This window comes from Streptomyces sp. NBC_01197 (genome assembly GCF_036010505.1).
In the GTDB taxonomy this organism is placed as follows: domain Bacteria; phylum Actinomycetota; class Actinomycetes; order Streptomycetales; family Streptomycetaceae; genus Streptomyces.
Genome location: NZ_CP108569.1, coordinates 6404897 through 6419573 on the forward strand (window position 1 = coordinate 6404897; position 14677 = coordinate 6419573).

A 14677-nucleotide genomic window follows, 5' to 3' on the forward strand; every position below is an offset into this window, starting at 1 on the left:
TCCACTACGCTGTCCCGCACCCGGCCACCGGAGGGCCCCATGCTGCCGAACATCCAGCTCGACGCCCTGCTCGACGAGGCGGGGATGTCCCATGCGGGCCTCGCCGTCCGGGTCAACAGGGCAGGCAGGGCCCGCGGAATGTCCCTGCGGTACGAACACACCGCCGTGGCCCGCTGGTTGAAGGGTCAGCGGCCGCGCGGTCAGGTGCCGGACCTGCTCTGCGAGGTCCTGGGCACCTGGCTGCGCCGTACGGTCACGCTGGACGACATCGGCCTCGGCGTACCCGGCGCACCCGCGCCCGTGCACACCACCGCGCTCTGCGGGTTCGTGGAGCGGGCGGCCGCGCTGTGGCGCTCCGACGCACAGCAGCGCCCGCATCTGCGGGGCACGGCCCCGGTGACCGGGACCCCGGCGGTGCTGCCGGTCTGGGAGTGGGAGAACCCGCCCGAGGACACCGACGTCTCACGCGGCGGCAGTTGCCGGGTCGGCCGCGCCGACACCGGTACGCTCCGGGCGGCCCGGACGCACTACGAGCAGATGTACCGGAAGGCGGGCGGTGTCGCGACCCGCGCCCGGATCGTCGGATTCCTCAACTCCGGGACGGCGCCGCTGCTTCGCGGCTCCTACAGCGACGCCACCGGACGGGAACTGCTGCGAGCCACCGGCGGACTGGTGGCCATCGCCGGGATCTGTGCCTACGACTCCGACGAACAGGGCCTGGCCCAGCGCTACTTCCACCAGGCGCTGCGGCTCGCCAAGGCCAGTGGCGACCGGGCGCTCGGCGCGTATGTCGTCGCGCTCCTCGTCAACCAGGCGCTCTTCATGCGGGAGTACCGGCAGGCCGTTGCCTTCGCCGAGGCGGCGCTGCGGACGGCCGGCCGCGAGCTCACTCCGGCGCTGGGCAGCGATCTGCATGCGATGCAGGGGAAGGCGTACGCCTATCTCGGCGACGCCGGCAGCGCGCTGGCCTGCATCGGGCGGGCGGAGGAGGCCGCCGGGCGGATCAGGCCGGGCGCCGAGCCGGACGAGACCGGCTATGTCCAGCCCGGACTCGTCAATGTGCAGGTGGCCGAGGCGCTGCTCAGGCTGGGTGATCTGCCGGCCGCCAGGGCCCAGGCGGTCGCCGCCGCCGCGGCCCCCGCGCACGACCGGGGCCGGGTCCACCGGCTGGCGGTGCTCGCCCGGATCGAACTGCGGCAGGGGGACGCCGACCGCGGCGTGGCCACCGCGGTCGAAATGGCGGTGCAGGCACGGGGGATGGAGTCGCGCCGGCTCCGGGACCGGCTGCGCGATGTACGCGACGATCTGCGGGGGACCCGGTTCGGCGGTGCCGATGAGGCCGCCGCTCTGATCGAAGGGGCGTTGCGCGTTCCCCTGTGAGCGTGCACCTGCTGCCATATTGCCATCGACCTGTCGGAAGGTGGCAGAACTGTGCAGTGGACGAACATAAGCGAACGAAATGTGTACAAGAACCCCTGGTTCCAGGTGAATCTGGCGGATGTGGCACTCCCGGACGGCACCCGGCTCGACCACTATGTGATCAGGCAGCGGGCCGTCGCGGCGGCGACCGTGGTCAATGAGGCGAACGAGGTGCTGCTGCTCTGGCGCCACCGGTTCATCACGGACAGCTGGGGCTGGGAGCTGGCCGCGGGCGTGGTCGAGGACGGCGAGACGGCCGAGGCGGCGGCGGCCCGCGAGATGGAGGAGGAGACGGGGTGGCGGCCGGGTCCGCTGCGCCATCTGCTCAGCGTCGAACCGTCCAACGGCCTCTCCGACGCCAGGCACCATCTGTACTGGTCGGAGGAGGGGATCCGGACGGGCGGCCCGCAGGACGCGTTCGAGTCCTCGCGCCGTGAGTGGGTGCCGCTGAAGCTGGTGCCGGACATGATCGCGCGTGGCGAGGTCCCGGCGTCCAACACGGCGGCGGGGCTCCTGATGCTGCACCATCTGCGGCTCGGCTAGCCGGGCCGGGCGAAGAGGGGGCGTGCGGGGGCGGCGCGTCCCGTCCCGCACACCCCCTGCTTACGTCGGTATGTCCCTACGTACGGCTCAGTCGTACGGGTAGAAGCCCGAGCCGGTCTTACGGCCCAGCCGTCCCGCGTCGACCATGCGCTGCAGCAGCGGGGGAGCGGCGTACAGCGGCTCCTTGAACTCTGCGTACATCGAGTCCGCGACAGACGCGACGGTGTCGAGACCGATCAGGTCGGCGAGTTTCAGCGGGCCCATCGGGTGGGCGCAGCCCATCTCCATGCCGTTGTCGATGTCCTCGCGGCTCGCGATGCCGGACTCGAACATCCGGATCGCGGAGAGCAGATACGGGATGAGCAGGGCGTTGACCACGAAGCCCGAGCGGTCCTGCGCACGGATCGCGTGCTTGCCGAGTATGCCCTGCACCAGCGCCTCGGAGCGCTTGACCGTCTCTTCGGACGTGGTCAGCGCCGGGATCAGTTCGACGAGCTGCTGCACGGGCGCGGGGTTGAAGAAGTGGATGCCCATGACCTGGTCGGGCCGGGAAGTGGCGACGGCCAGCTTCACCAGCGGGATCGACGAGGTGTTGGAGGCGAGGATCGCGTCCGGCCGGGTCACCACCTGGTCGAGCACCTGGAAGATCTCCGTCTTCACCTGCTCGTTCTCCACGACGGCCTCGATGACGAGGTCGCGGTCGGCGAACTCCCCGAGGTCGGTGGTGAAGCTCAGCCGGCCGAGCGTCGCGTCGCGCTCCTCCTCGGTGATCTTGCCGCGCTCGGCGGCCTTCGAGAGGGAGTTGTGGAGCCGGGTGCGGCCGATTTCCAGAGCCTCGCCAGTGGTCTCGGCAACCATCACCTCAAGGCCGCTGCGGGCGCAGACCTCTGCGATCCCCGCGCCCATCTGGCCACAGCCCACCACTCCGACGCGTTCGATGTCGGTCACATCCAGCCTTTCGCAGATCGTCGCGGGCGAGTACCGCGTGCGGTTCCGGTGCCCGCCCGGCCCTCAGACGTTACCCCCGACCTGCGGGTGGCCGGGGCGCCGGGTTAACCACCGCTCACTTTGCAAATCAGGACTTTTCGTCCTATCTCGTCCTGGAGCGCTGAGTGACCGCGATACAGACGAGGACCGCGACGGCGGCGACGGGAGCGGCCACCGGAAGGTGCTCGCCGAGCAGCAGGACCGACCAGACCAGGGTCAGCAGCGGCTGTGCGAGCTGGAGCTGGCTGGCCCTGGCGACGCCGATCTCGGCCATGCCGCGGTACCAGACAACCAGCCCCAGGAACTGGGAACCTGCCGCCAGCCAGAGCATCCCGGCGATGCTGTGGCCGGTGACGTGTACGGGTTCGAGCGTCAGCGCCACGGCGGCGGCCGGCACGGCGAGCGGCAGGCAGAGGATCAGCGCCCAGCCGATCACCCGCCAGCCGGGCATCTCGCGGGCCAGCCGTCCGCCCTCGGTGTATCCGGCGGCGCAGATCAGCAGAGCGGCGAAGAGATACATGTCACCCGTGGACAGGGCCCCGCCGGACTGCTGCACGGTGAACACGATCACCACGGCTGCCCCGGCCAGGGTCGCGGCCCAGAAGGCGCGGGACGGCCGTGAACCGGTCCGCAGAGCCGAGAAGACGGCCGTGGTGAGCGGCAGCAGCCCCACCACCACGGCGGCGTGCGAGGTCGTGGAGGTCTGCAGGGCGAGCGTGGTCAGCAGCGGGAAGCCCAGGACCACCCCGGCGCCCACCACGGCGAGACCGGCCCAGTGGCGCCGGTCGGGGACGGGAATACGCAGGGTGAGCAGGGCGCCGCCCGCCAGCAGAGCGGCGAGCACGCAGCGTACGGAGACAAGCGACCAGGGACCGAAGCCCTCAAGGCCCCAGGCGGTCGCGGGGAACGTCAGCGAGAAGGAGACGACCCCGAGTCCGGCCAGCAGGGTGCCGTTGCGAGCCGTGTGGCCGGTCCCGCCCACGGTGCTGTCACCTCTGCTGCCGGTGACTGCTATCGATGAATCGTCGGTAGCGCTATTCTGTGCTGTCATGTATGAGCGTAGCAGTGTGACCGAGCTGGTGAAATCCTTGAAAGCGGAGCTCGATCGCTATCCGGTTGATGGAAAGCTGCCGTCGAGCCGGGCCATGGTCGAGGCCTACCGGGTCAGCCCGGTGACCGTCTCCAGGGCGCTCGCCCAGCTCGCCGCCGAGGGCCTCGTCGTGACCCGCCCGGGCGCCGGAGCGTTCCGGGCGCGGCCCCGTGAGGACACCCCCGCCCCCGGCGACACCTCCTGGCAGGAGATCGCGCTCAGCGCCGACGGGGCCACCGACGCCGCTCCCCGCGCGGTGGACGCGTCCGGGGTGCTGGTCACGCTCGCCGCGCCACCGCCGGGCGTCATCGAGTTCAACGGCGGCTATCTGCACGCCTCGCTCCAGCCTGAGCAGGCGATGGCCGCCGCCCTCGCCAGGGCGGGCCGCAGGCCCGGGGCGTGGGGGCGGCCCCCCGTCGACGGGATTCCCGAGCTGCGCGAGTGGTTCGCACGGGGGATCGGCGGACCGGTCACCGCGGCCGACATCCTGGTCACCGCGGGCGGCCAGAGCGCCATCAGCACCGCCCTGCGCGCGCTCGCCCCGCCCGGCGCCTCCGTACTCGTCGAATCCCCGACCTATCCGGGGATGCTGGCTGTCGCCCGCGCGGCCGGGCTGCGGCCGGTGCCGGTCCCGGTGGATCCTGACGGCGTACGCCCCGGACTGCTCGCCGACGCGTTCCGCGCCACCGGGTCCCGGGTCTTCGTCTGCCAGCCGCTCTTCCAGAACCCGACCGGTGCGGTCCTCAGCGACGCCCGCCGCCCGGAGGTGCTGCGCATCGCCCGGGAGGCCGGGGCGTTCGTCATCGAGGACGACTTCGTCCGCAGGCTCGTCCACGAGGACGCGGGGCCCCTGCCGAGACCGCTGGCCACCGACGACCACGACGGTGTGGTCGTCCATGTCTGCTCGCTCACCAAGGCGACCTCGCCCAGTCTGCGGGTGGGGGTGCTGGCCGCACGCGGCCCGGTGTTCGAACGGCTGCGCTCGATCCAGGTCGTCGACAGCTTCTTCGTCCCGCGGCCGATCCAGGAGGCCACCGTCGAGCTGGTCGGATCGCCTGCGTGGAACCGCCATCTGCGGTCCGTCTCGGGGCAGTTGAAGGGCCGCAGAGACACACTCACCGCGGCGCTCCGCAGCAGTCTTCCCGAACTGGACCTCCCGTACATCCCCAGCGGTGGCTACCACCTCTGGCTGCGGCTGCCCGACGGCACGGACGAGGCTGCGGTGGTCTCCGCGGCTCTCCGCGCGGGCGTCGCCATCGCACCGGGCCGCCCGTACTTCTCCGCCGAACCGCCCGCTCCGCATCTACGGCTGAGTTTCGCCGGGGTGGCGGGGCGGGGCGAGATCGCCGAAGGGGTACGGAGATTGCGTACGGCGTGCGACGAGGTGCTCGGCTGAGGTGCCCGGTCGAGGTGCCCGGCTGAGGGGGCGCGGGGTACGCCGCTCCCCGCTCCCGGGTGCCGGTTTGCCGCCGCCTCTTGACCCGTCGGGGTTTCGGTCGCACGATCGCGGCCATGAGCGTTCGCGTCACGCTGGTCGCCGCCGCACGCAGTTCCTCCCGGCTCGCCGAGCGCTTCGACGACGACCGGCCTCTCGACCGCGCCGGCTGGCACGAGGTGCAGCTCTCGGCGAGCTTCCTCGTCCCGCTGGCCGCCGCCGAGCTGCGCTACTGCTCGCCCACCGCCCGCAGCCGCGCCACCGGCGACGCCCTCGGCTTCGCGCCGCTGCTCCAACCCGCCCTCAGCGACTGCGACATGGGGCGGTGGCGCGGGCTTACCCTGGCGGAGGTGACGGCACGCGAACCGGCAGCCGTCGACGTCTGGCTCTCCGACCCGCGTTCGGCCCCGCACGGCGGGGAGTCACTGATGGGCTTCATCTCGCGGATAGGGAACTGGCTGGAGACCCGGCCCCCGTGCGACGGCTCCATCGTCGCGGTCGCCGAACCGTCCGTCGTCCGGGCCGCCCTGGTCTACGCGCTCCGGGCGCCGCCGTCGACGTACTGGAACGTCGACGTGCCTCCGCTCTCCACGGCGACCCTCACCGGTCTGCCGGGGCGCTGGAGCCTGCGTCTGGAGACAGCTGCCCGCTGACCCGAAGCCGGTCCCGGTGATCCGGCAGGGGCCTTTCCTGTCAGCACCTCTCCTGTCAGGACCTCTCCTGTCACGGCAGCGGCCGCGGTGTCCGGTCGGCGTGTGCCGCGCGAGGAGATTCAGGGGCTGGTCGCCGCGGCGCTGCGGCAGGGCTGCGCGTCCGGACCGGGCCGGGGGTGAACCGGCCGCTCCCGTGTGCCGTCGCCTCAGCCGGCCGGCGCGGTCTGCCGGTCGAGCTGTTCGAGGACCAGGGGCCAGGCGTCGGCGGTGCGCTCGCAGGACTCCTCGTCGGCGAAGCCCGCATGGGTGAGCGTCAGCAGCGTCCCGTCCCCCTCCGGTGCGAGTTCGACGGTGACCACGGTTTCGGCGCCCTCGGTGCCGCCCGCACCCGTGACCCAGGTGACCTCGACGAGGCGGTCCCGCTCCAGCCGCAGGAACCGGCCGTAGTGCGGGTGCCGGACAACCGGGCCGCCCGGCTCGGGCGCGTACTCCGTCTCGAAGAAGAACGGCGCGCCCTCCTCGGGTGTCATCCGTACCGAACCGGGGGCCGCGAACCACTGGTCGAACCGTTCGGTCCAGGCCAGATAGAGGACCCCGGGGGCGGCGCCCATAGGGTGTCCGGTCGTCAGCCGGAAGGGCCTGGATGTCAGATCCGGACTGCGGAACGGTTCCTTGGACATGGCCGAACGCCTCTTTCCACGGCTGGTTTCCACGGCTGGACAACAGGGCGGTCGTCCCCATCGGATCACATGCGCGCGCCCGGTGCCCCGCGCGGGCGGGGCCCGCCAGTGGCCGTCCCCGCCGGGCCGGCGGTCCGGGGCGGGCAGGCCGATCACGGGGCCGGCCGGCAACCGGTCAGGAATCGAGAAGCAGGGGTCGGCGAGCCGCATTAGCGTGATTTCCATGGACGTCAGCAGCCACGCACCGGGTGGATGCGACCCACGACCTCAGGAGTGACCATGAGCGGCTCAGCAACCCAGGGCATCAAGACCGTGCTGCACCCCGTATCCGACCTGGCGGCGGCCAAGTCGGTCTACACCGCCCTCCTCGGCGTAGCGCCGGTGGCCGACGAGTCGTACTACGTCGGTTTCGAGACCGGCGGCCAGCACATCGGGCTGGTGCCGGGCGGTGCGGAGCAGGGCATGACCGGGCCGGTGACCTACTGGCAGGTGCCGGACATCGAGGCGAAGCTGGCCGAGGTGACCGCCGCCGGTGCCGTGGTGAAGGAGCCCCCGCACGACGTCGGCGGGGGCCGCCTGGTCGCCACGGTCACCGACCCCGACGGTAATGTCCTGGGACTGCTTCAGGACAAGTGAGCGCAGGCCCCCTTTCCACTTCCACTTCCGCGCGGCGGGAGAGCCGGACCGCCCGGCCGGAGCGAGTCCGGCCTGGCCGGGTGACACCGGCGGATACCGCGAGTGCGGACCGCCCGACAGATGGAGAACCGATCAGCATGGCCAGGAGGACGGGCGCACAGCCGCCTGCGCACGTTGCCGACAGCCACGGCATGATCCGCGTGCACGGCGTGCGGGTGAACAACCTCAAGGACGTCAGCGTCGAGATCCCGAAGCGCCGGCTGACGGTGTTCACCGGCGTCTCCGGCTCGGGTAAGAGCTCCCTGGTCTTCGGGACGATCGCCGCGGAGTCGCAGCGGCTGATCAACGAGACCTACAGCGCCTTCGTGCAGGGATTCATGCCGCCGCTGGGGCGGCCCGAGGTCGACGTACTCGAAGGGCTGACGACCGCGATCATCGTCGACCAGCAGCGGATCGGCGCCGATCCTCGCTCCACGGTCGGCACCGCGACCGACGTCAACGCGATGCTGCGCATCCTCTTCAGCCGGCTCGGGAAGCCGCACATCGGCTCGCCCCAGGCCTACTCCTTCAACGTCGCCTCGGTCAGCGGAGCGGGCGCGGTCACGATGGAGCGCGGCGGGGAGACGGTGAAGGAACGGCGCAGCTTCAGCATCACCGGCGGTATGTGCCCGCGCTGCGAGGGCCGGGGCTCGGTCACCGACATCGACATCACTCAGCTCTTCGACGACTCCAAGTCGCTCGCAGAGGGCGCCATCACCGTCCCCGGCTACAAGGCGGGCGGCTGGAACTACCGGCTCTACAGCGGGTCCGGCTTCTACGACCCGGACAAGCCGATCCGCAAGTACACCAAGAAGGAGCTGCACGACTTCCTCCGCCGCGAGCCGACCAGGATGAAGATCGAGGGCATCAACATGACCTACGAGGGGCTGATCCCCCGGGTCCAGAAGTCGATGCTCTCCAAGGACCGGGAGGCGATGCAGCCGCACATCCGGGCGTTCGTGGACCGGGCGGTCACCTTCACCGTCTGTCCCGAGTGCGACGGCACCCGGCTCGCCGAGGCGGCCCGGTCGTCGCGGATCGGGAAGACCAGCATCGCCGACGCGTGCGCCATGCAGATCAGCGATCTGGCCGAGTGGGTCCGCGGCGTCGATGACCCCTCGGTGGCGCCGCTTCTCGTGAAACTGCGGCAGACCCTCGACTCGTTCGTGGAGATCGGCCTCGGCTATCTCTCGCTCGACCGGCCCTCGGGCTCGCTGTCGGGCGGCGAGGCACAGCGGGTCAAGCTGATCCGCCACCTCGGCTCCTCGCTCACCGACGTCACGTACGTCTTCGACGAGCCCACCATCGGTCTGCACCCCCACGACATCCAGCGGATGAACGACCTGCTGCTGCGGCTGCGGGACAACGGCAACACGGTGCTCGTCGTGGAGCACAAGCCGGAGACCATCGCGATCGCCGACCATGTGGTCGACCTCGGCCCCGGTGCCGGTACGGAGGGCGGCACCGTCTGCTTCGAGGGCACCGTCGAGGGGCTGCGGGCCGGTGGCACCCTCACCGGCCGCCATTTCGGCGACCGGTCCACCCTCAAGGAGAAGGTGCGCACGCCCACCGGCAGGCTGGAGATCCGTGGCGCGACGGCGCACAATCTGCGTGACGTCGACGTCGACATCCCGCTCGGGGTGCTGGCCGTCGTCACCGGCGTCGCGGGCTCGGGCAAGAGCTCGCTCGTACACGGGTCGATCCACGCCGACGAGGGTGTGGTGTCGATCGGCCAGGAACCGATCCGCGGCTCACGGCGGAGCAACCCGGCGACGTACACCGGACTGCTCGAACCGATCCGCAAGGCGTTCGCGAAGGCCAACGGCGTGAAGCCCGCGCTGTTCAGCGCCAACTCCGAGGGTGCCTGCCCCAACTGCAACGGTGCGGGCGTCATCTACACCGATCTGGCGATGATGGCCGGCGTCGCGACCACCTGTGAGGAGTGCGAGGGGAAGCGGTACCAGGCGTCGGTGCTCGACCACCACCTCGGCGGACGCGACATCAGTGAGGTGCTCGCGATGTCAGTGGCTCAGGCCGAGGAGTTCTTCGGCGCGGGCGATGCGCGCACACCGTCCGCGCACGCCGTCCTCACCAGGCTCGCCGATGTCGGGCTCGGCTACCTCAGCCTCGGACAGCCGCTCACCACGCTGTCCGGCGGCGAGCGGCAGCGGCTCAAGCTGGCCACGCACATGGCCGAGAAGGGCGGCGTCTACGTACTGGACGAGCCGACCGCCGGGCTCCACCTCGCCGATGTCGAGCAGCTGCTCGGTCTGCTCGACCGGCTGGTGGACTCGGGTAAGTCGGTGATCGTCGTCGAGCACCACCAGGCGGTGATGGCGCACGCCGACTGGATCATCGACCTCGGTCCCGGCGCGGGCCACGACGGCGGCCGGATCGTCTTCGAGGGCACCCCAGCCGATCTGGTCGCCGCCCGCTCCACCCTCACCGGGGAACACCTCGCGGCGTACGTGGACGCCTGACGGGAAGCCGGCGCGGCCGGCATCAGGACGCCCGCTGACAGCAGCGGGACGGTCAGCAGGAGAGAACGAACACGGTGCAACATGGAAGGGGCTCCTCTGCTCGGGCAAGGACGCTGCCATCGTGGCGCGGGTCCTGCTCCGTCCGTCTCCGGATGGGATGACCCTTACCTGCCTGAGGTTCCGTACGGCCGCCATGGATCGCCGGACGGAATCTCCCGCTCCTGCCGAGCCTCCGAGCAGCCTTTGCATAATTGCATAAAAGTGCAGGCTTGCGTATAGTCATGCCATCGACGAGGAGGTTTCGGTGGCGGTACGTGCAGCGGTGGCAGGGGCAAGTGGATACGCCGGCGGGGAGCTCCTCCGTCTGCTGCTGGGCCACCCGGATGTCGAGATCGGTGCGCTCACCGGCAACACCAACGCGGGCCAGACGATCGGCGCCCTGCAGCCGCATCTGCGGCCGCTGGCCGGGCGCGTGCTCCAGCCGACCACCGCGGACGTTCTCGCCGGTCACGACGTTGTCTTTCTCGCGCTGCCGCACGGGCAGTCCGCCGCCGTGGCCGAGCAGCTCGGAGGCGATGTCCTCGTCGTCGACATGGGCGCCGACTTCCGGCTGAAGCACGCCGGGGACTGGGAGCGGTTCTACGGCTCCCCGCACGCGGGGACCTGGCCGTACGGTCTGCCCGAGCTGCCCGGCGGACGGACCGGTCTCGCCGGGGCGAAGCGGATCGCCGTGCCCGGCTGCTACCCGACAGCGGTGTCCCTCGCACTCTTCCCGGCGTACGCGGCCGGCCTCGCCGAGCCCGAAGCGGTGATCGTCGCCGCCTCCGGCACGTCCGGCGCCGGCAAGGCGGCCAAGCCTCACCTCCTCGGCTCCGAGGTGATGGGGTCGATGTCGCCGTACGGGGTCGGCGGGGGACACCGGCACACCCCCGAGATGATCCAGAACCTCAGCGCGGCGGCCGGCGAGCCGGTCACCGTCTCGTTCACGCCGACCCTCGCGCCCATGCCGCGCGGCATCCTCGCCACCTGCACCGCGAAGGCGAAGCCCGGTGTGAGCGCCGAGACGCTCCGTGCGGCGTACGGGAAGGCCCTCGCGGACGAGCCGTTCGCCGAGCTGCTGCCCGAGGGGCTGTGGCCGTCGACCGGCGCCGTTTACGGCTCCAACGCGGTGCAGATCCAGGTCGCGTACGACGTCGCCGCCGGCCGGATCGTCGTCATCAGCGCCATCGACAACCTCACCAAGGGCACCGCGGGCGGCGCCCTGCAGAGCATGAACATCGCACTCGGACTCCCCGAGGACCGAGGGCTTTCCACCATCGGACTGGCGCCGTGAGCGGCGCACGCACGGCCTCCGGCCGGGCAACCGCCGTACGGCGCCGGCAGACCGGGGCCGCGCCGCAGCACAGCGCGGCCGGCAGTGACACGAGCCGCCACAGCGGCGGGGCGAACGAGGAGATGCAGTGAGCGTCACGGCAGCGAAGGGATTCACGGCGGCGGGCATCGCCGCCGGAATCAAGGAGAGCGGCGGACCGGACCTGGCCCTCGTGGTCAACGCCGGCCCCCGGCTGGCCGCCGCGGGAGTCTTCACCTCCAACCGCGTCAAGGCCGCACCGGTCCTCTGGTCCGAGCAGGTACTCAAGGGCGGGACCGTCGGGGCCGTGGTCCTCAACTCCGGTGGCGCCAACGCCTGCACCGGGCCCAAGGGCTTCCAGGACACCCACGCCACCGCGGAGAAGGCCGCCGAAGTCCTCGGCGGCAACGCGGGCGAGGTCGCGGTCGCGTCGACCGGCCTCATCGGCCTGCCGCTGCCCATGGACAAGCTGCTGCCCGGTATCGAGCGGGCCGCCGCCGAACTCTCCCCGCACGGCGGCGAGAAGGCCGCCATCGCCATCAAGACCACCGACACCGTCCACAAGACCGCAGTCGCGGGCGGGGACGGCTGGAGCGTCGGCGGGATGGCCAAGGGCGCGGGCATGCTCGCCCCCGGCCTCGCCACCATGCTCGTCGTGCTCACCACCGACGCCGACGTGGACGGCCCGGTTCTGGACCGGGCGCTGCGCGCCGCCACCCGCACGACCTTCGACCGGGTCGACTCCGACGGCTGCATGTCCACCAACGACACCGTGCTGCTGCTCGCCTCAGGTGCCTCCGGAGTGGTGCCCGGTGAAGCGGAGTTCGCCGAGGCCGTCCGTACGGTCTGCGCCGACCTGGCCCGCCAGCTGATCGGCGACGCCGAGGGGGCCAGCAAGGACATCCGGATCGAGGTGGTCAACGCCGCGACCGAGGACGACGCCGTCGAGGTGGGGCGCTCCATCGCCCGTAACAACCTGCTGAAGTGCGCCATCCACGGCGAGGACCCCAACTGGGGCCGGGTGCTCTCCGCGATCGGCACCACGTCCGCCGTCTTCGAGCCCGACGAGCTCAACGTCGCCATCAACGGCGTCTGGGTCTGCAAGAAGGGCTCCGTCGGCGAGGACCGCGACCTCGTCGACATGCGGTACCGCGAGGTCACGATCACCGCGGACCTGGCGGCGGGCGGCGAGTCGGCCGTGATCTGGGCCAATGACCTGACGGCCGACTACGTCCACGAGAACAGCGCGTACAGCTCATGAGCACCCGCAAGCACACCGCGCTCCCCAAGGCGCAGACCCTCATTGAGGCGCTGCCCTGGCTGACGCGCCACCACGGCAAGACCGTCGTCATCAAGTTCGGCGGCAACGCCATGATCGACGATGAGCTGAAGGCCGCCTTCGCCCAGGATGTCGTCTTCCTGCGGCACGCCGGACTCAGGCCGGTCGTCGTGCACGGCGGCGGCCCGCAGATCAGCGCACAGCTCGACCGGCACGGCCTGGTCAGTGAGTTCAAGGCCGGGCTGCGGGTGACGACGCCCGAGGCGATGGACGTCGTACGGATGGTCCTCGCGGGCCAGGTGCAGCGCGAACTCGTCGGACTGCTCAACCAGCACGGCCCGTTCGCGGTCGGCATGACCGGCGAGGACGCGAACACGATCACAGCCGTCCAGCACTTCCCGCAGATCGACGGCGAGGCCGTCGACATCGGCCGGGTCGGCGAGATCACCGGAATCGACATCGGCGCGATCGAGGCGCTGCTCGACGACGGCCGTATCCCCGTCGTCTCCTCCATCGCCCGCAGCGCCGATGACAACCACGTCTTCAACGTCAACGCCGACACGGCGGCCGCCGCACTGGCCGCCGCGCTGAACGCCGAGACGCTGATGGTCCTCACCGATGTCGAGGGCCTCTACGAGGACTGGCCCAACAGCGACGACGTCATCAGCAGGCTCACGGCGAAGCAACTGGAGAAGCTCCTTCCGGAGCTGGCCAGCGGCATGGTCCCCAAGATGCAGGGCTGCCTCTTCGCCGTGCGCAACGGAGTCACCACCGCCCGCGTCATCGACGGGCGGGTCCAGCACGCGATCCTGCTGGAGATCTTCACCGATGAGGGCATCGGCACGATGGTCGTGCCGGACACCGATACGGAAACCACTGGCGCCACCGAGGGGGAGTCGTGAGCAACCAGGAACTCGCACAGCGCTGGCAGGGCGCTCTGATGGACAACTACGGCACGCCGAAGCTCTCCCTGGTACGCGGCGAGGGCGCCACCGTGTGGGACGCCGACGGCACCGCGTACACCGACTTCGTCGGCGGCATCGCGGTCAACGCGCTCGGCCACGCCCACCCCGCGGTCGTCGAGGCCGTCTCGCGGCAGATCGCCTCGCTCGGCCATGTGTCCAACCTCTACATCGCCGAACCGCCCGTCGCGCTCGCCGAACGGCTGCTCCAGGTCTTCGGCCGCGCGGGCCGCGTGTACTTCGCCAACTCGGGGGCCGAGGCCAACGAGGCGGTCTTCAAGATCGGCCGGCTCACCGGGCGTACGCACATGGTCGCCACCCAGGGCGCCTTCCACGGCCGGACCATGGGCGCGCTCTCGCTCACCGGCCAGCCAGCCAAGCAGAACGGCTTCGAGCCGCTGCCCGGTGTGGTCACCCATGTCCCGTACGGCGACGCGGAAGCCCTGCGCGCGGTCGTCACGGAGAACACCGCATTCGTCATCATCGAACCGGTCCAGGGCGAGAACGGCGCCGTCGTCCCGCCCGCGGACTACCTCAGGGCCGCCCGGGAGATCACCCGCGCCACCGGCACGCTGCTGGTGCTCGACGAGGTGCAGACGGGGATCGGGCGCACGGGCCACTGGTTCGAGCACCAGGCGCACGAAGGGGTCGAGCCCGATGTCGTCACGCTCGCCAAGGGGCTCGGCGGCGGGCTCCCGCTCGGCGCGGCCGTGGCGTTCGGGGCGGCTGCCGAACTGCTGCAGCCCGGTCAGCACGGCTCCACCTTCGGCGGCAACCCGGTGGCGTGCGCCGCCGGACTCGCCGTGCTCGACACGATCGCGGCGGACGGAATCCTCGACCGGGTGAAGCGCACGGGCGAGAAGCTGCGCACCGGAATCGAGGCGCTGGGGCACCCGTTGGTCGGGCAGGTCCGCGGCGCCGGACTGCTGCTGGGTATCGTGCTCACCGAGTCCCGCGCGCACCGGGTGCAGCAGGCGGCTCAGGACGCAGGCTTCCTGGTGAACGTGACCAGCCCCGATGTCGTACGGCTGATGCCGCCGCTGATCATCGGTGACCACGACGTGGACGCGTTCCTTCAGGCGCTGCCCGGCGTTCTCGACCAGGCCGACGGGGAAGAGTGATC

14 protein-coding genes are annotated in these 14677 nt (G+C 71.2%); 11 read left to right on the top strand and 3 right to left on the bottom strand.

Translation table 11 applies throughout. The annotated features are described in order from the left end of the window. The first annotated feature begins 39 nt into the window (after positions 1-39). The gene (locus tag OG452_RS29440; protein WP_327298585.1) at positions 40-1380 is read left to right on the top strand and encodes a transcriptional regulator; all 1341 of its coding nucleotides are present in this window, start codon (positions 40-42) and stop codon (positions 1378-1380) included. A 51-nt stretch (positions 1381-1431) separates the two neighbouring features. Continuing rightward, entirely contained in the window at positions 1432-1962 is a 531-nt protein-coding gene (locus tag OG452_RS29445; RefSeq protein ID WP_327298586.1) for an NUDIX domain-containing protein, read from the top strand. A gap of 87 nt (positions 1963-2049) precedes the next feature. Here the strand turns inward: OG452_RS29445 and OG452_RS29450 are convergent, their stop codons facing one another. Further along, positions 2050-2910: a 3-hydroxybutyryl-CoA dehydrogenase gene (locus tag OG452_RS29450; protein ID WP_327298587.1), complete on the bottom strand. Its 861-nt coding sequence runs from the start codon at positions 2908-2910 to the stop codon at positions 2050-2052. A gap of 142 nt (positions 2911-3052) precedes the next feature. Beyond that, positions 3053-4000 carry a DMT family transporter gene (locus OG452_RS29455; RefSeq protein WP_327298588.1) on the bottom strand — a complete coding sequence of 316 codons (948 nt, stop codon included), beginning with the start codon at positions 3998-4000 and terminating at the stop codon, positions 3053-3055. Here OG452_RS29455 and OG452_RS29460 point away from each other — a divergent pair. Both OG452_RS29460 and OG452_RS29465 read left to right on the top strand, forming a co-directional pair. After that, a complete protein-coding gene (locus OG452_RS29460; protein ID WP_327298589.1) occupies positions 3999-5435 on the top strand; it encodes an aminotransferase-like domain-containing protein in 1437 nt (478 codons plus the stop codon). The two genes, OG452_RS29455 and OG452_RS29460, sit on opposite strands and share 2 nt — an antisense overlap. Before the next feature lie 116 nt (positions 5436-5551). Further along, entirely contained in the window at positions 5552-6127 is a 576-nt protein-coding gene (locus OG452_RS29465; RefSeq protein WP_327298590.1) for a histidine phosphatase family protein, read from the top strand. A 206-nt stretch (positions 6128-6333) separates the two neighbouring features. On the opposite strand, the gene OG452_RS29470 is transcribed toward OG452_RS29465, so the two are convergent. Next, the gene (locus OG452_RS29470; protein WP_327298591.1) at positions 6334-6807 is read right to left on the bottom strand and encodes an SRPBCC family protein; all 474 of its coding nucleotides are present in this window, start codon (positions 6805-6807) and stop codon (positions 6334-6336) included. A gap of 279 nt (positions 6808-7086) precedes the next feature. Between OG452_RS29470 and OG452_RS29475 the strand changes: the two genes are divergently transcribed. The 7 genes from OG452_RS29475 (at position 7087) to OG452_RS29505 (ending at position 14675) form a co-directional block, all read left to right on the top strand. After that, complete coding sequence (locus tag OG452_RS29475) at positions 7087-7443, top strand: VOC family protein (protein WP_327298592.1); 357 nt, start codon at positions 7087-7089, stop codon at positions 7441-7443. Positions 7444-7580: 137 nt separating this feature from the next. Further along, a complete protein-coding gene (locus OG452_RS29480) occupies positions 7581-9962 on the top strand; it encodes an excinuclease ABC subunit UvrA (RefSeq protein WP_327298593.1) in 2382 nt (793 codons plus the stop codon). Positions 9963-10266: 304 nt separating this feature from the next. After that, positions 10267-11295: an N-acetyl-gamma-glutamyl-phosphate reductase gene (gene argC / locus OG452_RS29485; protein WP_327298594.1), complete on the top strand. Its 1029-nt coding sequence runs from the start codon at positions 10267-10269 to the stop codon at positions 11293-11295. Further along, positions 11292-11426, top strand: a complete 135-nt coding sequence (locus OG452_RS29490; protein ID WP_327298595.1) for a hypothetical protein — start codon at positions 11292-11294, stop codon at positions 11424-11426. Before argC ends, OG452_RS29490 begins: the two co-directional genes overlap by 4 nt. Next, the gene (gene argJ / locus OG452_RS29495; protein ID WP_327298596.1) at positions 11423-12574 is read left to right on the top strand and encodes a bifunctional glutamate N-acetyltransferase/amino-acid acetyltransferase ArgJ; all 1152 of its coding nucleotides are present in this window, start codon (positions 11423-11425) and stop codon (positions 12572-12574) included. The genes OG452_RS29490 and argJ overlap by 4 nt, the downstream gene beginning before the upstream one ends. Further along, on the top strand, positions 12571-13494 hold the full coding sequence (gene argB / locus OG452_RS29500; protein ID WP_327298597.1) for an acetylglutamate kinase: 924 nt from the start codon (positions 12571-12573) through the stop codon (positions 13492-13494). The genes argJ and argB overlap by 4 nt, the downstream gene beginning before the upstream one ends. Next, positions 13491-14675, top strand: a complete 1185-nt coding sequence (locus OG452_RS29505) for an acetylornithine transaminase (protein ID WP_327298598.1) — start codon at positions 13491-13493, stop codon at positions 14673-14675. Before argB ends, OG452_RS29505 begins: the two co-directional genes overlap by 4 nt. The last annotated feature ends 2 nt before the right edge of the window (positions 14676-14677 follow it).